Annotated in this window: 21 protein-coding genes; 12 read left to right on the top strand and 9 right to left on the bottom strand. The window is 66.3% G+C overall.

Going from position 1 to position 23467, the window contains the following annotated elements:
* Position 1 precedes the first annotated feature (1 nt).
* The 6 genes from ABZ293_RS07385 to ABZ293_RS07360 all read left to right on the top strand — a co-directional run bounded on the left by ABZ293_RS07385 (position 2) and on the right by ABZ293_RS07360 (position 7686).
* On the top strand, positions 2-2320 hold the full coding sequence (locus ABZ293_RS07385; protein WP_355178215.1) for a hypothetical protein: 2319 nt from the start codon (positions 2-4) through the stop codon (positions 2318-2320).
* A 49-nt stretch (positions 2321-2369) separates the two neighbouring features.
* The gene (locus ABZ293_RS07380) at positions 2370-2678 is read left to right on the top strand and encodes a transposase (protein WP_355178213.1); all 309 of its coding nucleotides are present in this window, start codon (positions 2370-2372) and stop codon (positions 2676-2678) included.
* A 46-nt stretch (positions 2679-2724) separates the two neighbouring features.
* Positions 2725-4428: a peptidoglycan DD-metalloendopeptidase family protein gene (locus tag ABZ293_RS07375; protein ID WP_355178211.1), complete on the top strand. Its 1704-nt coding sequence runs from the start codon at positions 2725-2727 to the stop codon at positions 4426-4428.
* A complete protein-coding gene (locus tag ABZ293_RS07370; RefSeq protein ID WP_355178209.1) occupies positions 4425-5132 on the top strand; it encodes a hypothetical protein in 708 nt (235 codons plus the stop codon). The genes ABZ293_RS07375 and ABZ293_RS07370 overlap by 4 nt, the downstream gene beginning before the upstream one ends.
* A gap of 48 nt (positions 5133-5180) precedes the next feature.
* Positions 5181-7004 carry a TraM recognition domain-containing protein gene (locus ABZ293_RS07365; protein WP_355178207.1) on the top strand — a complete coding sequence of 608 codons (1824 nt, stop codon included), beginning with the start codon at positions 5181-5183 and terminating at the stop codon, positions 7002-7004.
* A 295-nt stretch (positions 7005-7299) separates the two neighbouring features.
* Positions 7300-7686, top strand: a complete 387-nt coding sequence (locus ABZ293_RS07360) for a DUF4913 domain-containing protein (protein WP_355178205.1) — start codon at positions 7300-7302, stop codon at positions 7684-7686.
* Between the two features lie 64 nt (positions 7687-7750).
* Here the strand turns inward: ABZ293_RS07360 and ABZ293_RS07355 are convergent, their stop codons facing one another.
* Positions 7751-8305: a hypothetical protein gene (locus ABZ293_RS07355; RefSeq protein ID WP_355178203.1), complete on the bottom strand. Its 555-nt coding sequence runs from the start codon at positions 8303-8305 to the stop codon at positions 7751-7753.
* A 424-nt stretch (positions 8306-8729) separates the two neighbouring features.
* On the bottom strand, positions 8730-9545 hold the full coding sequence (locus ABZ293_RS07350) for a peptidylprolyl isomerase (protein ID WP_355178201.1): 816 nt from the start codon (positions 9543-9545) through the stop codon (positions 8730-8732).
* Between the two features lie 135 nt (positions 9546-9680).
* Here ABZ293_RS07350 and hisS point away from each other — a divergent pair, with 135 nt between their 5' ends.
* The 3 genes from hisS (at position 9681) to ABZ293_RS07335 (ending at position 13242) form a co-directional block, all read left to right on the top strand.
* A complete protein-coding gene (gene hisS / locus ABZ293_RS07345; RefSeq protein WP_355178534.1) occupies positions 9681-10958 on the top strand; it encodes a histidine--tRNA ligase in 1278 nt (425 codons plus the stop codon).
* Positions 10959-11003: 45 nt separating this feature from the next.
* Positions 11004-11660 carry a hypothetical protein gene (locus ABZ293_RS07340; RefSeq protein WP_355178200.1) on the top strand — a complete coding sequence of 219 codons (657 nt, stop codon included), beginning with the start codon at positions 11004-11006 and terminating at the stop codon, positions 11658-11660.
* Between the two features lie 574 nt (positions 11661-12234).
* The gene (locus ABZ293_RS07335; RefSeq protein WP_355178198.1) at positions 12235-13242 is read left to right on the top strand and encodes a malate dehydrogenase; all 1008 of its coding nucleotides are present in this window, start codon (positions 12235-12237) and stop codon (positions 13240-13242) included.
* A gap of 32 nt (positions 13243-13274) precedes the next feature.
* Here ABZ293_RS07335 and ABZ293_RS07330 read toward each other — a convergent pair whose 3' ends face one another.
* Positions 13275-13670 carry a hypothetical protein gene (locus tag ABZ293_RS07330; protein ID WP_355178196.1) on the bottom strand — a complete coding sequence of 132 codons (396 nt, stop codon included), beginning with the start codon at positions 13668-13670 and terminating at the stop codon, positions 13275-13277.
* Positions 13671-13728: 58 nt separating this feature from the next.
* Here ABZ293_RS07330 and ABZ293_RS07325 point away from each other — a divergent pair, with 58 nt between their 5' ends.
* A complete protein-coding gene (locus ABZ293_RS07325) occupies positions 13729-14175 on the top strand; it encodes a MarR family transcriptional regulator (RefSeq protein WP_355178194.1) in 447 nt (148 codons plus the stop codon).
* 6 nt (positions 14176-14181) lie between these two features.
* Here ABZ293_RS07325 and ABZ293_RS07320 read toward each other — a convergent pair whose 3' ends face one another.
* From ABZ293_RS07320 to ABZ293_RS07305, 4 genes are all read right to left on the bottom strand, one after another.
* Entirely contained in the window at positions 14182-15261 is a 1080-nt protein-coding gene (locus ABZ293_RS07320) for a 2-oxoacid:ferredoxin oxidoreductase subunit beta (RefSeq protein WP_355178192.1), read from the bottom strand.
* Positions 15261-17204: a 2-oxoacid:acceptor oxidoreductase subunit alpha gene (locus tag ABZ293_RS07315; protein WP_355178190.1), complete on the bottom strand. Its 1944-nt coding sequence runs from the start codon at positions 17202-17204 to the stop codon at positions 15261-15263. The genes ABZ293_RS07320 and ABZ293_RS07315 overlap by 1 nt, the downstream gene beginning before the upstream one ends.
* An 83-nt stretch (positions 17205-17287) precedes the next feature.
* Complete coding sequence (locus tag ABZ293_RS07310) at positions 17288-18304, bottom strand: Rv2578c family radical SAM protein (protein ID WP_355178188.1); 1017 nt, start codon at positions 18302-18304, stop codon at positions 17288-17290.
* 31 nt (positions 18305-18335) lie between these two features.
* Positions 18336-19340: an NAD-dependent epimerase/dehydratase family protein gene (locus tag ABZ293_RS07305; protein ID WP_355178186.1), complete on the bottom strand. Its 1005-nt coding sequence runs from the start codon at positions 19338-19340 to the stop codon at positions 18336-18338.
* A 247-nt stretch (positions 19341-19587) separates the two neighbouring features.
* On the opposite strand from ABZ293_RS07305, the gene ABZ293_RS07300 reads away from it, so the two are divergent.
* Together ABZ293_RS07300 and ABZ293_RS07295 are read left to right on the top strand one after the other, a co-directional pair.
* Positions 19588-19914, top strand: coding sequence for a type VII secretion target (locus ABZ293_RS07300; RefSeq protein WP_354950788.1), 327 nt, complete (start codon positions 19588-19590; stop codon positions 19912-19914).
* Positions 19911-21515, top strand: coding sequence for a hypothetical protein (locus tag ABZ293_RS07295; protein ID WP_355178184.1), 1605 nt, complete (start codon positions 19911-19913; stop codon positions 21513-21515). The genes ABZ293_RS07300 and ABZ293_RS07295 overlap by 4 nt, the downstream gene beginning before the upstream one ends.
* A gap of 280 nt (positions 21516-21795) precedes the next feature.
* Here ABZ293_RS07295 and ABZ293_RS07290 read toward each other — a convergent pair whose 3' ends face one another.
* Entirely contained in the window at positions 21796-22335 is a 540-nt protein-coding gene (locus tag ABZ293_RS07290; RefSeq protein WP_355178182.1) for a hypothetical protein, read from the bottom strand.
* Positions 22336-22464: 129 nt separating this feature from the next.
* Positions 22465-23388 (bottom strand): neutral zinc metallopeptidase, encoded by a 924-nt coding sequence (locus tag ABZ293_RS07285; protein ID WP_355178180.1) that lies wholly within the window; start codon positions 23386-23388, stop codon positions 22465-22467.
* Positions 23389-23467: the final 79 nt, after the last annotated feature.

Raw genomic sequence — 23467 nt, 5'->3', positions numbered from 1 at the left:
CATGGCACGTGAGTACGAGCCACCCGTGCGCGAGCGGGACGAGGTGCGCCGCAAGCGGCGTCCCGAGGACGAGGCGTGGGCGCCGCCGACCAGTGACGGTCGGCCCCGCCCCGCACAGGGACGTGCACAGCGGCCCACCGGCGGCCGGGTCGAGCGGTCGGGCATCGAGGACATGCCCGACCGGGATCGGCGGTCCGCGCGGGTGAGCGGCGGCGAACGGACCGGGGTGGGCCAGACGTCCGATCGGGAGCGGCGACCGTCGCGCGATGCGGCAGAGCGTCGGGCGCGTCCCGGCGCCGGGTCCGCCGACGGTGGCCGTGCCGATCGGCCGCAGTCCGGCTCCGAGCGCGGGCGCACCAGATCCGAAAGCGGCCGGGGTGAGCGAGCTTCGGCCGATCGTGGCCGTCTCGACGGCGCCAGGACCGCCCGCCCCACACGCGAGGGCGCACCACAACGATCGGTACGGGGGGAACGCGTGGCACGACCGGATCGCAACGGAGCCAGGACGAGTCGCGAGGCACAGCGCGCGGCCAAGGTCGACTACACCGCCGACCGTGCGATGGGCACCCCGCAGATGGATAAGGCCGCCCGCCGGGCAAAGGCCAGGGCCGATAAGCGCAAGCAGTCCGGTCCGCCCCTGCTCGACGATGTGACCCGGGCCAAACTCGAACAGATCAGCCGCGAGGGCACCGGACTGCGGGCGGCCTTCGCGACTTTCCGTGTCCGCACCGACGATATCCGCCGCCGCAACTATGCGGCCCGCGCCGAACAGGTCTTCGAGGACGGATTCGACCGCAGCACAGCCCAACTCACCGATCGCGGCTATCTGGGCCCGGGTGGCGGCCGGATGAATGTCGTCGGCCGCCCGGTCGAATACCGGGCCACCACTGCCCAGGTGGCCGGCCTGTGGCCGTGGTCGGTCGGTGCCGGTGCGCCATTGATCGGCACTCCGCTCGGTTCGCATCTGCACACCGGCGCGCCGGTCTGCTTCGATCCGATGAACTGGTTCCTGCGCGGCAGCTTCATTACCGCGCCGAGCCTTTTCGTCTTGGGGCTCAATGGTTTCGGTAAGTCCTCGCTGGTGCGCCGGATCGTGCTCGGCGGTATCGCACAGGGCATCACCCCGCTGATCCTGGCCGACGTGAAACCGGACTACCGCAAGCTGGTCGAGCTGGTCGGCGGACAGGTGATCGATCTGGGCTACGGCCACGGCAAGCTCAACCCGCTCGCCGCGGGTGTGCTCGGTTCGGTCGTGCCGTTGCTGGACGAGCTTCCCGCACTGCAACTTCAGGTGCTGCAGGACCTGCGCGCCCGCCAGGTCACGCTCATCGCCGGTCTGGTGGAACTCGTGCGCGGCGCACGCGTGCGCGACTACGAGGAGACCCTGATCGCCACCGCGCTGCGCATCCTCTACCGGCCGGGCAGTGGCTACACCCCGGACCAGCCGCCCATCATGGAGAACCTGCTCGAGGTGATCGTCAGCGGCGGTGACGAATTACAGCTCGACGCGGGTGCCGACGACCCCAACGAATACCAGGTCGCCATCAAGGGCCTGCGGCGTTCGCTGCGCGCACTCACCCAGGGCCCCTTCGGCGCGATCTTCAACGGGCAGACCAGCGTTCCGATCGATACCAGCGCGGTCGCGGTCTGCATCGACGTCTCGCACATCCCCACCGGCGATAAGAAACTCAAGGCCGCCGTGATGCTGGCCTGCTGGGCCGACGGATTCGCCTCGGTGGAGGCCGCACATGTGCTCGCCGACGCGAATCTCGGCCCGCAGCGCTATTTCCAAGTGGTCATGGACGAGCTGTGGCAGGTGCTCGGACTCGGTGACTTCATGGTCGACCGGGTCGATGAGCTGACCCGTCTACAGCGCACCATAGCCACCGCGCTGATCATGATCAGCCACACCATCAAGGACCTGCAAGCACTGGGATCGGAGGCCGCCATCGCGAAGGCGCTCGGCTTCCTCGAACGCGCGCGCGCCAAGATATTCGGCGCGCTGCCCGGCGAGGAGATCAAGCGCCTGGACAGCGTGGTTCCGTTCACATCCGCCGAGGAGGAGATGGTGACCGGATGGTCCGCACCGCAAGCGCTGACCGGTGAGGCACTCAAACCCGGCCAGCAACGTCCGTCACCGCCGGGTACCGGCAAATTCCTATTGAAGATCGGTGAGGACCGTCGCCCCGGCATCCCGTTCCATATGGAATTCACCCTGTCCGAGAAGGAGAGTGGTATCCACGAAACCAACCAGCGTTTCTCCGAGTTCACCGAATCCACTTCGCGCGGTGGCGATTCCCCCAATGGGAGCGCCGCATGAGAAAACCCGCACTGTTATGGAGACCGGTTGTCTGTGCGAGGTGGGGCGCATGATGCCGCACCGGTCCTATCGCAGAGTGTCCCCGGAGGTGCGCAAGGCCGCGGTCGAACAGGTCATCGCACTGACCGGCAAATTGCGCAGCGAATCGGAGGCGTGTCGGGTGGTGGCCGAGCAGATCGGCGTGCATACCAATTCGGTTCGCAACTGGGTGCGTGCGGCCGAGGGACCGAGTCTGGAGCGCCTCGACGCGACCGCGTTGCGCCGCAAAGTCGCACTGCTGCAACAACAATTGGCCGCCGCGGCGGAGATGAACCGGACGCTGGCCGACACCCTCAACGAATCTCGGCGGCAACGGTGAGTCACCTGAATTCGTCTCGCGTCCGATCGGCGCCGCCGGGGATGCGGTGACCGGGCGGACCGTCCTGTACCTGGCGCTGGCGAGTGTGCTGGGTTTGATGACCCTGGTGCTGGTTGTCGTGATGCCCGCCGTGGACGACGGGTGCGAGGGCTCCTCGGTGCTCGGATCGTCGAGTGTGCTGCCGCCGCTGGGTGGTTACGCGCCGGGCGATTCCCGGGTCGCCGCTACCACTTCCGCCGCGCGTACAACCGGCAATCCCACGGTCACGAAGACCGATCTCACTGCCACACAGGCTAATCCGACCGCCACCGGTGCGCCGTCGCTGGCCGCCGGCATCGGCCCGATCCGCCGGACCCTGCCATTGGCCGTTGGCACCTTCACCGTGTCGGATGTCTTCGGCGCGCGCGGTGGCACGCATCTGGGCGTCGACCTCGCCGCTACGGACGGCACCACCATCTACTCGGTATCCGATGGACGCGTCGTCGCGGCCGGTCCCGCATCGGGTTTCGGCAACTGGATCGTCGTCGACTCCGTGGATACCAACGGCCGCGCGTATTCGGCGGTCTACGGGCATATGTGGGACAGCGGTGTGCACGTGCACGTCGGCGATACCGTCGTCGCCGGTCAGCCGATCGCTCAGGTCGGGTCGGCGGGCCAATCCAGCGGTCCGCACCTGCATTTCGAAATCGTCCCGGGCGGGCGCTTCACCGGTGGCCGCCAGATCGACCCGCTGCCCTGGCTCGACGGTGCCCCGACCCCGGATGTCGGTGGTGCGCAGGCCTTCTCCTCCGATCCGCGCTGCAATCGCGGCTTCGGCACGGCGGGCGGCGCGCTGGCGGCGGGCAAGGTACCCCAGGAACTCGAAATCTGGTATCGCCGTGCGGGTTCCATCTGCCCGCAGATCACCCCCTCGCTGCTGGCCGCGCAGGGCAGGCAGGAGTCCGGATTCCGGCGCAGCGCGTCCTCACCCGCTGGCGCGCAGGGGCTGGCCCAGTTCCTGCCCGGGACCGCGGCCAGTATCGACCCCGACGACGGTAAGCCCTACGTTATCGATGCCGACGGTAATGGCGTGGCCAGCGTATGGGACGACGGTGACGCGATCATGGGTCAGGGCCGCTATATGTGCGCCATCGCGCGCAAGATCGTCGCATGGGAGTCCGAGGGCCGGGTACAGGGCGATGTCGTCGCGCTGACCCTGGCCGCCTACAACGCCGGTGAGGGTGCGGTACTGGCCTCCGGCGGCATGCCGAACCTGGTGGCCGCGCACTATGCGGAGACCCAGCCCTATGTCGCGAATATCCTTGCGATGGAACCGTTGTACCGCGCGCAGGGCTCCAACGGGCGGTTCACCCCGCAGGAGGGTGCGGGCCGCGGGCAGATCGTCCAGGCGGCGCAGCAGTGGCTCGGCACCCCGTACGTGTGGGGCGGTGGCGGTCCGCAGGGACCGAGCGGTGGCGGGCTGGACGGACCGGGTCTCACCTCGGCCGCCGTATTCGCGGCCTCCTCGGGCACGGTTACGCTGCCGCGGACCGCCGAACAGCAATGGGAGGCGGGCATCGAGGTGCCCATGCGCAAGCTGGAGCCCGGCGATCTGGTATTCAGTTCGTTCGGCCCGCGTGGCCCCGCCGAGGTCGGAATCTATTCCGGCAATGGACGAATGATCAAATCCGTGCCCGCCGCGTACGGGCATTCCAGTGGCGTGACCGAGGTCGCGGTGCCGGGTGATGGCCGCGGGAGGAGGGTGCTGTGACGACAACCGCTACCGCGGCGGGGACGACAACCACAACCGCGGTGGAAAACACAACCCCGGCAGAGATGCCGACCGCGCGTGCGGCGAGCGAACACGCCGAGGCGCGTGCGTCGATCGGACCGCCCAAGTATCGGCCGTGGCGGCTAGCCTTGAATGACACACGCGCGAAACTGGTGGTGATGCTGGTGGTGAGCGTTGCGATGCTCGGTGCAGGGTGTGGCGGCAAGGACAGGGACGCGGGTTCCGCTGCGCCGCATGCGCCCACGTCCACAACCCGATTGCTGGAGGAGGTGCCCGCACCCGATCCGGTGACGCCCGATGGTGTCGCGGTGGCCGCGCTGAAAGAGATCTACTCCTGGCAGCCCGCCACCGAAGCCCAGGGCGCCTCGCTGTCGCGTGCGCGGAAATGGTTGGGGCCCAGCCTGATCCGCATGCTGGACGGCACACCGACCGCGGTGGAGACGCCGAAGGCGACGCTGCAGTGGGCGGATTGGGCCAAGGCGCAGGCGCATATCGATGCCTTCACCTTCGCGTCGGGGGAGCGCCCGCCCGCGAGCACGGATCCGAACGTCGAGCAGTTCAAGATCGGGATCGAGCAGACGGTCGTCTATCCGAACGGGCGCAAGGAATCCCTGCCGCCAACAACGGTGATCGCGACCGTCGTACGCACACCAGCGGGCTGGCGGCTCGACGCGTACCGCTGAACCCGCACCAGCGACAACCGCATAGCTAGGTCCTAACAGGAGGCAGACATGGCGAAAAAGAAGAAGGTGCAGGATCCGGCCGCGGTCGGACCCGATATCACCCTCTACATGATCTACGCCGGTTTCGCGCTGCTCGGAACCCTCTGGCTCGCACTGCATCTCGGCAACGCGATGGCGATCACGCCGCAGCACATTCCGATCAACCCGATCGAGATCGTCGCCGATCTCGCCAAGGGCAAGCTGCACTGGCCGCGCGCCTCCACCGTAATCGTGCTGCTCGTCATCGCAGCGCTCGTCGCCTATCTGGTGGTGCGCAAAAGGCTTGCCGCGCGCCGGGCGGTGGGCCGGCTCGCCGTCGATGACAAGGCCGATGTCATGGGCAGCGGCAGCGCCATCAAGTCGCTCACCGAGGCCGGGGTCCGGGCCAAGGCCGATCTGCTCGGCGTACGACTCGGCTACAACGACAGCCCTGGCGTGCCGATCGGCATCGGCGTCGCCGACGGGGTGATGCTCTACGGCTCCTATGAGGATCTGCACCTGGACATCTGGGGCCCGCGACAGGGCAAGTCGACCTCGCGGGTGATCCCGGCGATCCTGACCGCGATCGGCCCGGTGCTGTCCACCTCGAATAAGCGCGATGTGGTCGACGCGACCCGAGATGTGCGCGAGGCCAAGGGAAGTCGCACCTTCGTCTTCGATCCGCAAGGCGTCGCGGGGGAGGAGCCCTCCTGGTTCTGGGATCCGCTGGACTGGGTGGACGCCCACCATGACGGCGCCGAGATGCGGGCCGCGCGGCTGGCCGGTCACTTCGCCGACGCCGACAACGGCTCCGACGCCAAGGGCGACGTATTCTTCGATCCGGAGGCCGAGGATCTGCTGGCCGGGCTGTTCCTGGCCGCCGCGCTCGGCAATCGCCCGATCGTCCAGGTCTGGGATTGGGTGACCAACCCCAACGACGCCGAACCCATCGAGCTGCTGCGCAATGCGAGCAAGCATTACACGGCCTCGGGCCTCGCGATGCAGTACAACGCCGATCCTCGCACCAAGAGCGGTATTTTCGGCACCGCGAAGAAGATGATCCGCTGCCTGCAGCTGTCGAACGTGCATCCGTGGATCCTGCCCGGCGATAACCGCATGCAGTTCGACGAACTCGAATTCATCGAGAACAACGGCACTCTCTACAGCCTGTCGCTGGAGGGCCGCGGTTCGGCGGCGCCACTGGTGAGTGCGCTCACCGAGGCCGTGGTCGATGTGGCCATGCGCAAGGCCTCGCGCTCACCCGGCGGACGGCTGCCGATTCCGATGCTCGCCGTGCTCGACGAGGCGGCGAATGTGGTGCGCTGGAAGGATCTGCCCAAGCAGTACAGCCACTTCGGCTCGCGCGGCATCGTGGTGATGACGGTGCTGCAGTCCTGGGCCCAGGGCGCGCGCTGCTGGGGTGATGACGGCATGCTCGCGCTGTGGTCGGCGGCCAATATCAAGGTGCTCGGCCCCGGCGTCGACGATATGAACTTCCTGCGGGACCGGTCCGAGGCGATCGGGGAATACGACGCGATCTCCTCATCGGTCTCGGAATCCAAAGGCGGCAAGAGCTATTCGCGGTCACTGGGCTCATCCAAGACCTTCACCGTGAACGCGTTGGCAACCCTGCCGCAGGGGCGCGCGATCGTCTTCACCTCCGGCCAGCCCGCGGTGCTCGTGCGCACCGTGCCGTGGTGGGAGGGCGACTACGCTGACGATGTGAAGAAGTCGATCTCGCACCATCTTCCGGGGCGCAAGACCGAGATCGCCGACCTGTTCGGCTCGCCCAACCTGACCAAGGCTGCTCCGCCACCCGAATACGGCCAAGTCGAGGAGGTCCGGCCCCTGTGAACGAGCCAACCATGGACATAGCATCATCGGGCGCAGTGGAGTCGAGTGTTAGTGAGGTGGAGGTGTGAGGGAGCGGAGCGAGCGAACCATGGACACAGCACCATCGGGCACAGCGGAACCGAGCGTCAGCGAGGTGGAGGTGTGAGGGAGCGGAGCGAGCGAACCATGGACACAGCACCATCGGGCACAGCGGAACCGAGCGTCAGCGAGGTGGAGGTGTGAGGGAGCGGAGCGAGCGAACCATGGACACAGCACCATCGGGCACAGCGGAACCGAGCGTCAGCGAGGTGGAGCTGTGACCGAACAGCAGCAACCGCCGATGATCTACACCAATGTGGTGGAGTTCGTCGAGAACTATCTCGGCGTGGTGTATCGGCGTCAGGTCACCGACATCAGTGAAACGGTGTGGTGTCCGGAGTGGTGGAAGCATGCCGAGGCGGTTGCGCGGCTGGACGCGCTCTGGCGCGCATGGGAGCACTACCGAATGGAGCCGAGCACCGGATTGAGTGTCTGGTTCCTGGACCATGCCGATCCGCATATGACCAAACTGTTCGATCCGCGTGGCCCGTTCAAGTACTGCAGTGTCCGCAACGGCCACAAGGACATGCTCAGCCCGCTTCCGCTGAAGTCACCGACCCAGGGGTTGTTCGGCGATCCGACCGTCGGCGATTTCCGCATGTGAGAAACCCCGAGAACGCCGAAACGCCCGCTGATTTCAGCGGGCGTTTCGGTTTGCGGTGTGCGCCTTACTGTCTGACGCGTTCCAGGCCGCGGGCATCCTGCTCCCGGCCCCGTGCCGTGGCGGCTCGGGCCGCTTCATCGCGAATACGAACCGCTTCTTCGGGCGGTTGGCCCTGGCCTACTTCGATGAGCATCCGCACCGCCGCCAACTCCGGTGCGATACCGATGCGAGCGAGGTGCGCCGCGATCGCCATCCGGCGTTCCGCGGAGTCATACCGTACGAGTGGTTTCGATTGAGCTGAGGCCGTGGCGGCCATCCGGCTGGCCTCGGCCTGCGCGGAGAAACGATCCTTCTCCAGCGAAATGCCCTGGGCCGGTACCGATTTCTCGACCATGCGGGCCAGTTCGAGATTGCGCGGGTCCTTGGCCTTGGCGTCGCGGGCCTCACGGATCTGGAGTTCCCGGGCCTCCTTGATACGGGCCTCGGTGACCTTGACGCGGGCTTCGGCTTCTTTCTGACCACGCTCCCGGGTCCGCAGCGCGACCAGGGTCGCAAGCTGCAACATAGTCTTCATCATGGCCGCGGTTTCCCGGCCGATGTCGTCCAGTTCCTCGGACATGGCTGCTCCCCGATGCTGCAGTGATCACTATGGATGTTGTGGTGCTTGACACGGACGCCGCCACGCCGAACTGTAATCCGTCGTGTCGGTGCCCCGCCTGCAAACGCGGACACCCGGAGGACTCGTCGCGTGACACTCCCCACGGGGGTCGCCCGATCGGGGGATGACTACGCTACGCGTTCTCCTTCATTCGAGATTACCCGAGAAAGCTCGGCACCAACCGTGTGGGCGTGCCGCTTAACAGCATATATCGCACAATTCCGGCGGGTAGGCGAAAGCTTCGGAGGATCTTCGGTTTTAGCGCATCCTAACCGAACTATTAGGGTCGCCTACCCTAGGCTCATCCAGTGGATGACAGTTCGGGCCCGCTGCTCATTGTGCGCAGCGGGCCCGAACGAAGCGAGCACCCGGATCGGGCGTGTCACTAGTCGATGCGAACTGACTGGATGGTCACGGGGAGATTCGGCTTACCGTCGCCCTGGCCGTTGGAGTTGTCCTGACCGCCCGCGGCGATCTTGTCCAACGTGGCCATGCTGTCCGGGTCGACCGTGCCGAAGATGGTGTAGTTCGGCGGCAGCTTCGAATCGCCATAGACGATGAAGAACTGACTGCCGTTGGTGCCACCGCCGTCGATCGGATCCGGTCCCGCGTTGGCCATGGCGAGGGTGCCGCGCGGGTAGTCCATCGGCTTCTGCAATGCGGGGTCGGCGGGGTTGTACCGATTGGTCGGGTACTCATTGTCGAACTGGTAGCCGGGACCGCCCGTGCCGGTGCCGGTCGGGTCGCCGCACTGCAGCACCTTCAGACCCTCGTCCGCGGTCATCCGGTGGCAGATGGTGTTGTCGAAGTAGCCCTGACCGGCCAGGCTGGCGAAGCTGTTCACCGTGCAGGGCGCCTTGGCGTTGTCCAGAGTCAGGCCGATGGGGCCCTGGGTGGTCTCCATGCTGACGCTGAGCTTGGCGTTATCGCCAGTGTTCTCGATGCCGCTGGTGCGCGGCTTGTTCACCGGCTTATCGGCGGGCTTCTGGCTATTGCGGTAGTCGCAGCTGATAGCGGCGGGCTTTTCATCGCCCTTGGTCAGGAAGTACACGCCGACGGCCGCCGCGGCCACGATGACCACGCCGAGCGCGGACCCGGCGATCATGAGTCGCTTGCGCTTGCGCGCCCGATCGGCCCGGTTGGCCAGCTGGCGCTCCAGCTTGCGTTTCGCCGCTGCCCGTCGCTGTTCGTTGCTCGGCACTACCACGTTCCTCCCGTATCCGTTACGTACGGCACAGGATTGTGCCATCTATTCCTGAGACTGCTCAGCAGGCCATTTGCCACGTGGGCTAACCGGTTGGACTTGACGGGCGGTGGTGGTGGAAACTTGACCATCGTGACCAAGACCAGCAGCTTCTTCGCCCCGAAGGGGGTCCCAGATTACGTGCCACCCGGTTCGGCCGAGTTCGTCGCGGTGCGCGACGGCTTGATCCGCGCCGCCCGACTGGCCGGATACGGGCATGTGGAGCTGCCGATCTTCGAGGACACCGCGCTGTTCGCCCGTGGCGTCGGTGAGTCCACCGATGTGGTCACCAAGGAGATGTACACCTTCGCCGACCGCGGTGACCGCAGCGTTACGCTGCGGCCGGAGGGTACCGCCGGTGTCATGCGAGCGGTGATCGAACACGGGCTCGACCGGGGTCAACTGCCGGTGAAGCTGGTGTACTCGGGTCCGTTCTTCCGCTACGAGCGCCCGCAGGCCGGTCGCTACCGGCAGCTGCAGCAGGTCGGCGTCGAGGCCATCGGTGTCGATGATCCGGCACTGGACGCCGAGGTGATCGCGATCGCCGATGCCGGATATCGCGGGCTCGGACTGGACGGTTTCCGGCTGGAGATCACCTCGCTCGGTGACGAGACCTGCCGTCCGCAGTATCGAGAGCTGTTGCAGGAGTTCCTGTTCGGCCTGCCGCTGGACGAGGAGACCAAGCGGAGGGCGCAATTGAACCCGCTGCGCGTGCTCGACGATAAGCGGCCCGAGGTGCGGGAGATGACCGCGAACGCGCCGTTGATGATCGATCACCTGTCCGAATCTGCGAAGACGCACTTCGAGCAGGTGCTGGGATATCTGGACGCGCTCGGCATACCGTATGTGGTCAATCCGCGCATGGTGCGCGGCCTGGACTACTACACGAAGACGACCTTTGAATTCGTGCACGACGGACTCGGGGCGCAGTCGGGAATCGGCGGCGGCGGTCGCTACGACGGGCTGATGGCCGAGCTGGGTGGACAACCGCTGTCCGGTATCGGTTTCGGCCTCGGCGTCGACCGCACCATGCTGGCCTTGCAGGCCGAGGACAAGTCGGCGGGCGATCCGGCGCGGTGTGAGGTCTACGGTGTGTCGCTGGGCGATGCGGCCAAACAGCGCCTGGTCGTGCTGGCGGCACAGTTGCGGGCGGCGGGGATTCGGGTCGACCTGGCCTACGGTGGCCGTGGCGTCAAGGGCTCCTTGAAGGCCGCCGATAAGTCCGGTGCGAAATTCACCCTGGTCCTCGGCGATCGTGACCTGGCCGAGAACACCATCGGCCTGAAGGATATGGCCACCGGTGAGCAGCGCCAGATCCCATTGGACGAGACGGTCGCCGCCGTCGCGGCGGCGCTGCGCCCGGCGGGGTAGTACGGTGCCGGGAGACGACATCCGCACCCATATGAATGCGCAGCCGTGCCCGTAGAACCCATCGACCCCGGCGCAGCCGAACCGGTTCCGACGGTCGGACTCGACCTCGTCGCACCCGAAACCTACGCACCCATGCTGCGGCGACTTGCCCTCGCCGCGGTAGGGGTGGGTGTCGGTGCCGCACTGCTCGCGGCACTGCTGGTGCCGTGGCCGATCGCGATCGCGATCGGTGTGGTCGTGGGTGCGCCAACGGTTGCCTATGCCATTGCCCTGCGGCGGCGGCGGATGTGGTTGGCCGGAACCACGATTCACGCCAGACACACCTTCGGTGAACGCCGGGTCGACCTCGCCGCCGCGAACGGCGTGGAGATGCTTGTCTATCCGGCCCGTTTGAGCCGAATCGTCCTGCGAGTCACCGCCGGTGCCGAATCACAGGTTGTTCCGCTGGCGATGTACACCGACGCGGGCAGCGGTCGCGAACTCCATCTGCTCGGCCTCCGTAAACTCGCCGATGCCCTATCCGCCAGTGAACTCGCTGCGGCCGTTGCGGTTTCGACAATGCTCGTCCACCAACTGCGCGCCGAAGCTCGTGACGCGGGTTTGGCGGAGCGTCCGTTGTATCGCGCTGTGCAGCTTGCGAGGGCGAAGGATTATGTTTCGCCGATCGTGCTGACCGATCAGGAAGTCGCGGGATTGTGCTGAACTCGCGCGCAGCGGATTTCGCGCGTGGCCGAGGTTGGCAGGATGCGTTGATGGGGTGCTGAGTTGTTGCTCGGGTCGAGTCAGCGGGTAGGTTGAGTGTCGCTGGAGGACAGCCTCTCTTGCTAGCCGGACGTTCGCGCAATGGCTGCGGTTCACGCGGATCCCCAAGGCGCGAGTTGAGCTGCGCGACATGCGAATCAGCCGACGGCGCGACAATGCACACGATGCATGGTTGCGCGATGTGTCGAACGGCGGCAGCGGTTCCGGGGATCCGTACCCGCGCACTGGCAGGTGCTCAAAACTCCCACCCGAGCGGGGCGCACAAAGCGGCATCAGCACTCCTGATCAGACGTGCTGCAATACCCTCGAGCCCGCATAGGCGCGGATTCTTGGTGGGGCTGTTGGGTGCGGCGAAGCAGTCGAGTCGAAGGCTGGTCGACTCGCGCTTCTTGGTCGCGGGGCGGGATAGATGTGTTTGCCGGGGTGACTGTCGTGTAGCTCACCACAGCGGTTCGGGGGTGGTGAGAGTCGTTAGGGTGGGGATCGAGTGTCCGCCTATTGCAAGGAGTTCGTCGTGAGCACCGCCGCTCGGACCGCGCCCGTGACCGTCGCCGTGACCGGGGGTGCGGGGCAGATCGCCTACGGTCTGCTGTTCCGGATCGCGTCTGGGGCCATGCTCGGGTCCGACACGCCGGTGCGGCTGCGGCTGCTCGAGATCCCGGCCGCCGTGGCATCGCTGGAGGGTGTGGCGATGGAGCTCGAGGACGGAGCCTTCCCGCTGCTGCAGTCGATCGATATCAGTGACGACCCCTGGGTCGGCTTCGCTGGGGCGAATGTCGCGCTGCTGGTGGGGGCGCGGCCGCGCACCGCGGGCATGGAGCGTTCGGATCTGCTGGCCGCCAATGGCCCGATCTTCACCGACCAGGGGCAGGCCATCAATGCCAGCGCCGCCGACGACGTCAAGGTGCTCGTGGTCGGAAATCCTGCCAATACCAACGCATTCATCGCGATGAGCAATGCCCCCGACGTGCCCGCCGACCGCTTCACCGCCATGACCCGCCTCGACCACAACCGCGCCATCGCCCAACTCGCCAAGAAGACCGGCGCGCCCGCCGCCGATATCGCCCGCGTCACCATCTGGGGTAATCACTCCGCGACCCAGTACCCGGACATCACGCAGGCCACCATCGCGGGCAGCCCCGCCCTCGACATGGTCGACCAGAGCTGGCTGAGCGAGTACTTCATCCCCACTGTCCAACAGCGCGGTACCGCCATCATCCGGGCCCGTGGCGCATCGTCGGCCGCCAGCGCGGCCAGCGCCGCCATCGACCACATCCACGACTGGTCCCTCGGCACCCACGCCGACGACTGGACCTCCATGGCCGTCCCCTCCGACGGCTCCTACGGCATCCCCGAAGGCCTCATCACCTCGTTCCCCGTCACCTGTGCTGACGGCGAATACTCGATCGTCCAGGGCCTCGATATCGACGACTTCTCCCGCGCCCGCATCGACGCCAGCGTCGCCGAACTCGAACAAGAACGTGACGCCGTAATCGACCTGGGGTTCGCCAAGCGCCCCTGATCCTCGACGGTCGATCGCGCCATACTCATGGCTCAGACGGTGACTGCGGCGCCACGATTCCTGCCGAGGACCAACTGGCCAGCAGTCGCCAGATGGATGAGCGCGAGCACGGTGCCACCGACCATCATGCCCGGAATCCCCTGAGTGGCTCCGATGGCGGCGTCGCCGAGTTGGACCGCTCCGGAAACGGTCAGCAGCGGGAGCAGGCCGCGCTTGTGGCGGCTGGTCAGGCTGAACAGTAGGGCGGCGCCCAGCGGGATGGCGCGGGCGGCATAGGCCTGGGCGTACATATCGACGCTCGGGGAGTCCGCGCCGCCGGTTACGGCGAGGGTGGGGTCGATGACAGCCGCGACGCTGAATGCCATGGCGATACCCGCACCGATTGCGTTCACGATGATCGCGGACTTGGTGAGCTTCACGGTCTGCATCTTTCACTCCCAGAATCGTTCAGGATATGAATGGTTCTGGATCAGTATTATGCGACTCATGAAGAACGTCAAGGCGGAAAATCTGCCGGAGACCATGACCTTCCGACTCGGGCTGCTCGGCGCGTTCCTGACAGACCGCTTCAGTGCCCGCGTGGCGGATCTGGGCCTGAAGCCGAAACATGCCGGAATGCTGAATGTCCTTGCGACCAACGGTCCCGCATCGCAGATGCAGATGGCGCAGATCCTGCGCGTCGCGCCGAGTCTGGTCGTCACTCTGGCCGACCACTTGGAATCCCTGGGCGCCATCGATCGATTGCGCGATCCGGAGGATCGCCGCCGTCAGGTCCTGAGCCTGACCTCCCATGGACGCGCGCTACTGCGCAAATGCCTCGAAGCGGCACATGCGATCGACGCCGAGACGACCGCGGATCTCACCGCCGCCGAGCGCGCCGCATTGCATCGCAGCCTCGGCGCGCTCGCGGATCGGCTGGGGCTGCCGAGCTAGTCGCAGCTAGCCGACGGTCCAGGTTTCCGGGCCATTGAGCAGGGTTTGCAGCGAGTCCGCCTGTACCGGTTTGCGTTCCCGCGCCGCCGTGGTCTGGGCGCGGACCGCATCGTCGTAGGTGGGCCTGGTGACATTGCGGAAGATGCCGGTCACCACATGGCCGAGGTCCTGGTCGGACAGGCGCGAGAGGGCGTACGCGTACTCCGGATTGTCGGCGTAGGCGTCGTGCACGATGATGTCGGACTCCTCGACCTCGTCGGCGCGCGCCACCGCGAGCCCGAAACCATCTCGGACCACAGCGAATTCACCGTCGGCACCGAAGCGGATCGGTTGGCCGTCGTGCAGCGGAATGAGGCGGGATTCGGCATCGCCCTTGCGCAGCACATCGAAGGAGCCGTCATTGAAGATCGGGCAGTCCTGCAGGATCTCCACGAATGCGGTGCCGCGGTGTTCGGCGGCGGCGCGCAGCACCTCGGTGAGGCCAGCACGATCGGAATCCAGTGCGCGGGCCGCGAAGCTGGCCTCGGCGCCGAGCGCGACCGACAGGGTGTTGAACGGGTGGTCGACCGAGCCCATCGGCGTCGACTTGGTGATCTTGCCCTGTTCCGAAGTGGGGGAGTACTGCCCCTTGGTGAGTCCGTAGATCCGATTGTTGAACAACAGGATCGTCATATTCACATTGCGGCGCAGTGCGTGGATCAGGTGATTGCCGCCGATGGACAGCGCGTCACCGTCACCGGTCACCACCCACACCGACAGATCGGGCCGGGTCACCGCGAGGCCGGTTGCGATGGCGGGCGCCCGGCCGTGGATGGAGTGGATACCGTAGGCCTCGAGGTAGTACGGGAACCGGCTCGAGCAGCCGATCCCGGAGACGAACATCAGGTTCTCCCTGCGCAATCCGAGTTCGGCGAGGAAGCCGCGCACGGTCGCCAGGATCACGTAGTCACCGCAGCCGGGGCACCAGCGCACCTCCTGATCGGAGGTGAAGTCCTTGACCTTTTGCGGCCCGTCAGCGGCGGGGACACCGGAGATCCCGGTGAGACCCAGATCGGCTCCGATGAGCGAGGTTTCGATGATGGTCATCAGTTACCCCCAGTCGAGTACGTAGCCCGAGCCCGCGCCGCGAAGGCTTTATCGTTTTCCATCTCCTCGATCGACCCGTCCAGTGCGGCATCGATCACCCCGACGAGTTCCTGCGCGGAGAACGCCGTACCCGCGATCTTCGTCCACGGCTGCACATCCACCAGGTACTTCGCCCGCAGCAGCATGGCCAGCTGACCGCCATTCATCTCCGGCGTCACCACCGTGCGATAGCGGCGCAGTACGGCACCGAGGTTGGCGGGCAACGGATTCAGGTATCGCAGGTGCGCCTGGGCGACCGGGACGCCGCGGCGGCGGGCACGGCGACAGGCCTCACCGATCGGTCCATAGGAACTGCCCCAGCCGATCAGCAGCAGTTCGGCACGCCCATCCGGATCGTCGACCTCGAGTTCGGGAACGGCGATGCCATCGATCTTGGCCTGCCGTAGGCGGACCATCAGCTCGTGGTTGGCGGGCTCATAGGAAATATTGCCGCTGCCATCGGCCTTCTCCAGTCCACCGATCCGATGTGCGCGGCCCGCGGTGCCCGGCACCGCGAGTGGTCTGGCGAGGGTCTCCGGATCACGGGCGTAGGGCTGGAACGGCGTGCCCTCTTCGGCATGCGGCTCGAAGCGCGGATCGATCGGCGCCAAGTCGCTGACACGCGGAATCGACCATGGCTCAGAACCATTCGCGATCGAGCCGTCCGAGAGCAACAGCACCGGTGTGCGGTAGGTGAGCGCGATCCGGGCCGCCTCCACCGCGGTGGCGAAGCAGTCGGCGGGGGAACGTGGCGCGAGCACCGCGACCGGTGATTCCCCATTGCGCCCGTACAGCGCCTGCAGCAGATCGGCCTGTTCGGTCTTGGTCGGCAGTCCGGTGGACGGACCGCCGCGCTGCACATCGACGATCAGCAGCGGCAGCTCGGTCATCACCGCGAGTCCGATGGTCTCGCTCTTGAGCGCGAGTCCGGGCCCGGAGGTGCTGGTGACCCCCAGCGCACCGCCGAGCGAAGCGCCCAGCGCTGCGCCGATACCCGCGATCTCGTCCTCGGCCTGGAAAGTGGTGACCTCGAAGTTCTTGAGCCTGCTCAACTCGTGCAGGATGTCCGAGGCGGGCGTGATCGGGTAGGTGCCGAGGAAGACCGGCAATCCGGACAATTGACCCGCGGTGACGAGGCCGTAGGCGAGCGCGGTATTGCCGGTGATCTGGCGGTAGGTGCCCGGCGGCAGCTTGGCGGGGGATACCTCGAAGGTGGTGGCGAAGCTTTCGGTGGTCTCGCCGTAATTCCAGCCCGCGCGGAAGGCCAGCAGATTCGCCTCGGCAATATCGGGCTTCGCGGCGAACTTCTCGCGCAGGAAGCGCTCGGTCCCGCCGATCGGGCGGCCGTACATCCAGGACAGCAGGCCGAGCGCGAACATATTCTTGGCGCGCTGGCCGTCCTTTTTGCCGACACCGGTCGGTTCGGTCGCGCCGAGGGTGAGTGAGGTCATCGGGACGCGATGCACCACGAAATCACTCAACGTGTCATCGTCGAGCGGATCGGTCGCATAGCCGACCTTGCTGAGATTGCGCTTGGTGAATTCGTCGGTGTTCACGATGACGGTGGCGCCACGCGGCAGGTCCTCCAGATTCGACTTCAGCGCGGCCGGGTTCATCACCACCAGCACATCGGGCTGATCACCGGCGGTGAGGATGTCGTAGTCGGCGATCTGGATCTGGAAGGACGAGACGCCGGGGAGCGTGCCCTGCGGCGCCCGGATTTCGGCCGGAAAGTTGGGCTGGGTGGCGAGGTCGTTGCCGAATGCGGCCGCCTCGTGTGTGAAGCGGTCGCCGGTGAGCTGCATTCCGTCGCCGGAGTCCCCAGCGAACCGAATTACGACCTTTTCCAATTTCGCTGTGCCGACATCATTTTGGTCCGCGCTGATCCGATGATGTGGGGGCATATGCCTGCTTCACTTCCTCGTCCGATGGGAGGTGCCATTGGCCAACCTACTCCGCCGTGTGCGGGATTTGCCTGTGAAATGCTTTACGCGAACAGAGCCAGCTGTGTGTCGTTCGGAACCGGTGTCGTGGCCTGGGTCTCGGGTTCCGGGGGGTGTTCGCGGATAAGACCGTGCTGTTGTAGCAGCGGCTGTACCCGCTCGCGTAGCCAGGAACCGTACTCCGGTGTCACATAGGCGCCCCGGCCATAGAGCTGGCGATAGCGCCGCAGCAGGGCGGGATGGTGCTCGGCCAGCCAACTCAGAAACCAGCCGCGGGTGGCGCCGCGTAGATGCATCGGAAACGCGACCACCGAAACCGCCCCGGCCTGGGCGATCGCGCCGAACAGCGCGTCCAGATGAGCGCGGCTGTCGGTGAGATACGGAATCACGGGCGCGACCATGACATTCACCTCGAACCCGGCATCGGCGAGTGCTCGCACCATCTCCAACCGTGCCTTTGGAGCCGGGGTGCCCGACTCCAGGCTGCGGTGCAAATCGATGTCCAGAATCGCGATGGAGACCGCGATGCTCACCCGAACCTGCCCGGCCGCCGCCGTGAGCAGCGGTAGATCCCGGCGCAGCAGGGTGCCCTTGGTGAGGATGGAGAACGGCGTCCCGGAATCGGCCAGCGCGCGAATGATGCCGGGCATCAACCGATACCGACCCTCGGCGCGTTGATACGGATCTGTGTTGGTGCCGAGTGCGACGGGTTCCCGATGCCAGGAGCGGCGGCCGAGTTCCTTGCGTAATACCGCGGCGATATTGGTCTTCACCACGATCTGCGAATCGAAATCCCGGCCCGCGTCCAGATCCAGATACTCGTGCGTGGGGCGCGCGAAACAGTAGCGGCAGGCATGTGAACAACCGCGCATCGGATTGATCGTCCAATGGAACGGCAGGTTCGATGCCTCCGGCATTTTGTTCAGCGCGCTCTTGCAGAGCACCTCGTGGAACGTGATGCCCTCGAATTCGGGGGTCTGTACGGTGCGCACGAAACCTGCCCGGCCGAGGCCGGGCAGGGCGCCATCGTCGGCATCCAGGGTTTGGCTTTGCCACCGCACCCCCTCAGTCGAACATGTGTTCTAAAGGGTGTCAAGCGATCTGTCGGGTGTTGGACGTGGTCAGTTGCTCCGGGTCGGTGAAGAATGTGACCAGATCACGCACGGTCTCATCGATGGGCCGTGGCTGATAGCCGATTTCGCGTTCGGCCTTGCCATGGTCGACGATCGGGGCGGAGACCAGCGCGCCGAGCGCGGCCTTCGACACGATATCGGTCTTGAACAGTTTGCCGATCGGCTCCAGTGCCGGGATCAGGCCGTTGACGACCTTGGGGGAAATCGCGAACTTCGGCCCCTTCTTGCCGGCGCAGGCCGCCGCCGTGCGACACAGGTCGAGCATGGAGATCATCGAACCGCCGAGCAGGTAGTTCTCGCCGGTCTTTCCGCGCTCTCCGGCCAGGATCAGGCCCTTGGCGACATCGCGCACGTCGACCAGATCGAAGCCGCCGCCGATCATCGCGGGCACCCGGCCGCGGGCCGCGTCCTTGAGCGTGCGGTTGATCCTGGACAGCGGGGTGCTGTAGTCGAGCGGGCCGAAGACTCCAGTGGGATTGCAGATCACCGCGTCGAGTCCCTTGTCGATGACCTTGCGCAACTCGACCTCGCCCGCCCACTTGGACCGGTCGTAGACGGGCAGGCTGGGATCGGTCGAGCGCGCCGAGGACTCATCGATGCGGCCACCGCAGGTGTACTGGTTGAAGGCGTGGATGGAGCTGGCGTGCACCATCCGGCGCACGCCGAGGTCGAGTGCGGCCTCGGCGACGACGCGCACGCCCTCGGTATTGACCTTCCAGGCCAGGTCGTGCTGCTCGGCCAGGGTGATCACGGCGACCAGGTGGTAGACAATCTCCGCGCCCGCGAGGACGGTGCGCATCGATTCGGGATCGAGCACATTGCCGCTGACCCAGGTGACGTTCGGGTCCGTCCGCTGCTCCGGAACGATCCGATCGATTGCTGTGACCTCATGTCCTCGTTCGACCAGCAGGTTGAGCAGATTTGTGCCAAGATACCCGGCTGCGCCGGTCACTGCGACCTTCATGTGATCGAGAATATAGAACTTGTTCTAATTTGCAACACGTTCCAGTTCCTTTCCGGTGTCCGCGTTGGGCTCGAAAGTTGCCGTTGGGGTCCGCTATATTGGGCGCAACCGCAGCGGCGCTGGTATCAACTCGCGGTTGCGCAGGGGCCCGATCACAGCTCAACTGCCCGGTTCGGGCAGGGAGTGACACTGATCGACGCTATGAGTACTGAATTGCAATTAAAGAGGATATGGGGGGTGCAACTCGATGGCTGATCTCTCGGTGGAGACCGATGCGGTCCGGGCCTTCGCTACCACGAACGCCGGGGTCGCCAGCGAGATCGCGGGGGCGGGCTTCGACGGCGTGCAGAACGTTGTCGCGCTCACGCCGGTATTCGGTTTGATCGGCGCCGACTATCTGTTGGCCTTCGCCGCGGCACAGGTATTGCAGGCCAAGGACATCAACGATCTCTCGGCCAAGTACGACAAGCTGTCGAAGTCGGCGTTCACCGCGGCCGCTGCGTTCGATACCACCGACTCCAGCAACGCTGGCGTATTGAGCGCGATCACGAACCAGGTCGGAGGCGGGGCATGAAGCCGATGGATACCGGCGTGATCGCACCCGACGGCCAGAGCGTGGCGATCGAAGAGGCCGTGATCGCGACGCAGAACACCGCGGTCGATGCGCTGCAGAATGCGGGGCAGGGTTTGAGCGATCTATCGCTGCCGCAGTTGCCCGCGGATCTACCGCCGATCGAGGCGCCCGAATTCGTACTCGCGCGCAAGATCACCGAGGATTCGCCGCAGCTGGGCACCATGCCAGCGGGGTTGTCGGGGTTGAACGGCAATTCGACGCCGGATGCCAGCGCGATCCTGTCCGGGGCGGTGCCGCCCGACGTATCGCAGGCGCTCAGCGATGCGCATACCGCGATCAGCCATGCCGCGGCGCCGGTGATCCAAGCGGCGCAGAACGTGGCGCAGCAGGCGCACAGCGCGGTCAGCAGTGCGCTCGGCGGGGCGGGCACCCAGGCGGCGGCGAGCGCGGCGGCGACCAACATTCCGACCGATCCGGTCGCGGCGCTGATGCAGGGGCTCTCGATTCCCGGGATTCCCGGCATCGACACCTTGTTCCAGCCGATTCTCCAGCTGCTCAGCAGCTTCGGCACCGGTGTCATCGGCGCCTTCGACCCGACCGCGATTCTCAGTCAGTCCTCGAAGATCATCGAGGCGGCCGTGAGTGTGGGCAAGGGTGGTCTGCAAACCGTCGAACAGCTGTGGGAGGGCCAGTCCTCACGTGAGGCGCAAGCCGCGAGCAAGACGGCGCAGACCCAGGGGCAGGACACCAGTCAGCGCGGTATCGACATCTCCGAACTCACCCAGCGGGCCGCCGCGGTGGTGCAGCAGGGCAATGCGCAGTTGCTCGGTATCGCGAGCGAATTCGCCACACAGGCCACCGCACTCGTGCCGGTGGCGCTGACCCCGCCCGGTCAGGCCGCGCTGATCGCGACGGCGACCGAACATCTGGGGACGGCCGTCGCGGTCGCCAATGCCACCCGCGGTGACCTGGCCGGAAAGACGGCCGAGCTGACCGGTCTGGTGAACCAGTTGCTCGGGACCAGCGGTCTGCCCGCGCCGCAGGAGGTCGCGCAGGCGGTCATGCAGAACATCGGTGAGCCGATCCTGGAGCAGGCGCAGTCCATCGCATCGGACACCTCGACCAACGCGGCCAGCCTGTTGGACGGATCGAGCACCTCGAGCTCGCCGAACACGTCCACCACGGCGGCGTCGACGAGCACCGGACACACCACCGCGGGCAGCCCGAGCATCACCGGCATCGGGAGCCGGTCCGGATCGCCGAGCACATCGGGTTCGCCGTCGACGCCGAAGGTGACCGGCACGCCGGGCGGCACCGTCTCGCCCATCAGTCGGGTCTCGGGTTTGTCGGGCACGTCGTTCGGCGCCGGCACTTCGACAAGCGGCGCCAGCACGGGCAACTCCTTCATGGGCGGCAGCCCCGGCGCCACCGGCCAGCGCGGTGCCAACGACGACGAGCACTCACGTACCGTCGAGCCCTACCAGAGCCGTACCGGCAATGATGACCTCACCGGTCCGCTCGGGGAATCCACCCCCGACGTCATCGGTGCGACCCATCCCGACGAACTGGTCAGCTCGGATTACGAACAGGACCAGTTCTAACCCCAACCGCCACAACGGTTCTGACAGTGCCCCCGCCCGGTTTCCGGCCGGGGGTGCTGTTGTTCTATCGGTGCTATCCTCCGCGTTGTCGGGATCCCGCCCGGTATGGAGGTCTCTCTGCCGTACTCGAAGTGCCGGGTGCGGAAATGTTCACTCCACCAACGAGTCTGCTGCATCCGGCGCCACCCGCAAACCCAATTGGGGTGCGGCTCTGTAGATCTCGGGGCCGAACGGCGGCGACCGTCGCCCCGGTGCGGGAGGGTCGCGGCGCTGGGTGGATTCAGTGTTCCTGGCTGAAGGCGTCGAGGAGTTTGCGATAGAGATCGGTGAAGCGTTTGCGGTTGGCCTGTTGGTCGGTGGTCAGGCCCTCGGTCGCCTCGGGGGCGTACATGAGCAGGTGGACGTCCTGATCGGGTGCGGCGGGCATGAGGTCGATGATCTGCGAGCCCCGGTCGTCGTTGCTCGGCATGCCGAGATCGAGGGCGGCGAGTGCTCTGGTTTCCGCCAGTGCGGCATTCAGGATGTCGGTGGGAACGGTGCCGGTGAGCCGCTGCGGTGAGACGTCGGCGGACCGGGTGGTCGAGGCGGCATCGGGTTGGTGGACGGCGCGGCCATCGGCGTAGATCTGCAGCATCGGGCGCAGGTCGACTCGCTCGGACCAGCCGCTCGGGATGGTCGTCAGTGTCAACAACGCGGTGGTAGGCAAGGGTGCCTGGATCGGGGCGGGCGGCGGCGCGTCGGTGGCCGGTTGGGCCGAGGCGATGCCCCAGCTACCGGCGAGTGCCACGACCAGAACCAACAGTGCCGACTTCGTGCGCATGAAATCCCCATCTACGGTGTGTCACAGGCCAATTGCTCTCGATGATCGAAACCGAGTGCCCTCGATCATCGCAGCGCGCGGGCCCGAATCGGTGCCCGCCCACTGTGGTGTCGCTCAATTCCTATTCGATCAGCGCAGGCCCGACGGATTGTTCAGATCCGATGCCGAGTAGGTATCGCATGCCTGGACCTGGCCGGTCTTATATCCGGTGAGGAACCACTTCTGCCGCTCCTCCGACGAGCCGTGGGTCCAGGCCTCGGGATTGACCCGGCCCTGGGCGGCGCGCTGGATCCGGTCGTCGCCGACCGCGGAGGCGGCGGAGAGGGCATCGCGAATGTCGTTGTCGGACAGGGGTTTCAGGAACGGCTGATCGCTGCCGGGGGCGCTCTGCTTATCTGCGAAGTGGGCCCAGATGCCCGCGTAGCAGTCGGCCTGGAGTTCGGTGCGCACCGCGCCCGATTCGGCCCCGCGCGGATCCCGTTGGGCCCGGCCGATATCGCCGAGCAGGTTCTGGATGTGGTGGCCGATCTCGTGCGCCACCACGTATTCCTGGGCGAGCGGACCGCCGCTGGATCCGAAGCGGTCGACCAGCTCCTGGAAGAAGCTGGTGTCGAAATAGGCGGTCCGGTCGGCGGGGCAGTAGAACGGGCCGACCGCGCTGGTCGCATTGCCGCAGCCGGTCGAGACGGCACCGGAGAACAGCACCAGCTTCGGCTTCGAATACTTCTTACCGGTCTGCTGCGGCAGTTGTGCCGCCCATACCGCGTCGAGGCTCTGCGCGGTGGCGACCACCCGGCAGTCGACGTATTTATTGGCATCCGCGCCGGTCTTGCAATGCGCGGGCGTGCCAGCGGTCCCGGGCTGCACAGTGCTCTGCTCGGTGCCGTTCAGCTGTCCGAGCAGTGACCCGGGATCGCCGCCCAACAACAGGCCCAGCACCAGCAGGATCAGACCTCCCGCGCCACCGCCGAGCGCCAGCTTGCCGCCCATCCCCGGTCCACCACCGGAGGAAGCGCGATCCGGGTCGATCTGGAGGCCTTCGTTGAAGGTCATCTGCTTCGCTTTCTGTGTTGGATGTGCAGCGCCTGCGGCGGTGGGCACCTGCGCCGTGCTGTTCGGATCGGCCCAGAAA

This window comes from Nocardia sp. NPDC005998, from assembly GCF_040614395.1.
GTDB lineage: Bacteria > Actinomycetota > Actinomycetes > Mycobacteriales > Mycobacteriaceae > Nocardia.
The sequence above is the reverse complement of the archived record's forward strand: the minus strand, read 5'-3'. Positions and strand labels throughout refer to the sequence as shown.

Excerpts from the sequence above, each read along its gene's own strand:
- ABZ293_RS07315 (WP_355178190.1), bottom strand. The coding sequence starts at position 17,204 with ATGCCCCCACATCATCGGATCAGCGCGGACCAAAATGATGTCGGCACA.
- ABZ293_RS07295 (WP_355178184.1), top strand. The coding sequence starts at position 19,911 with ATGAAGCCGATGGATACCGGCGTGATCGCACCCGACGGCCAGAGCGTG.
- ABZ293_RS07320 (WP_355178192.1), bottom strand. The coding sequence starts at position 15,261 with ATGACCATCATCGAAACCTCGCTCATCGGAGCCGATCTGGGTCTCACC.
- ABZ293_RS07285 (WP_355178180.1), bottom strand. The coding sequence starts at position 23,388 with ATGACCTTCAACGAAGGCCTCCAGATCGACCCGGATCGCGCTTCCTCC.
- ABZ293_RS07290 (WP_355178182.1), bottom strand. The coding sequence starts at position 22,335 with ATGCGCACGAAGTCGGCACTGTTGGTTCTGGTCGTGGCACTCGCCGGT.
- ABZ293_RS07305 (WP_355178186.1), bottom strand. The coding sequence starts at position 19,340 with ATGAAGGTCGCAGTGACCGGCGCAGCCGGGTATCTTGGCACAAATCTG.
- ABZ293_RS07385 (WP_355178215.1), top strand. The coding sequence starts at position 2 with ATGGCACGTGAGTACGAGCCACCCGTGCGCGAGCGGGACGAGGTGCGC.
- ABZ293_RS07300 (WP_354950788.1), top strand. The coding sequence starts at position 19,588 with ATGGCTGATCTCTCGGTGGAGACCGATGCGGTCCGGGCCTTCGCTACC.
- ABZ293_RS07380 (WP_355178213.1), top strand. The coding sequence starts at position 2,370 with ATGATGCCGCACCGGTCCTATCGCAGAGTGTCCCCGGAGGTGCGCAAG.
- ABZ293_RS07365 (WP_355178207.1), top strand. The coding sequence starts at position 5,181 with ATGGCGAAAAAGAAGAAGGTGCAGGATCCGGCCGCGGTCGGACCCGAT.
- ABZ293_RS07355 (WP_355178203.1), bottom strand. The coding sequence starts at position 8,305 with ATGTCCGAGGAACTGGACGACATCGGCCGGGAAACCGCGGCCATGATG.
- ABZ293_RS07330 (WP_355178196.1), bottom strand. The coding sequence starts at position 13,670 with ATGCAGACCGTGAAGCTCACCAAGTCCGCGATCATCGTGAACGCAATC.
- ABZ293_RS07325 (WP_355178194.1), top strand. The coding sequence starts at position 13,729 with ATGAAGAACGTCAAGGCGGAAAATCTGCCGGAGACCATGACCTTCCGA.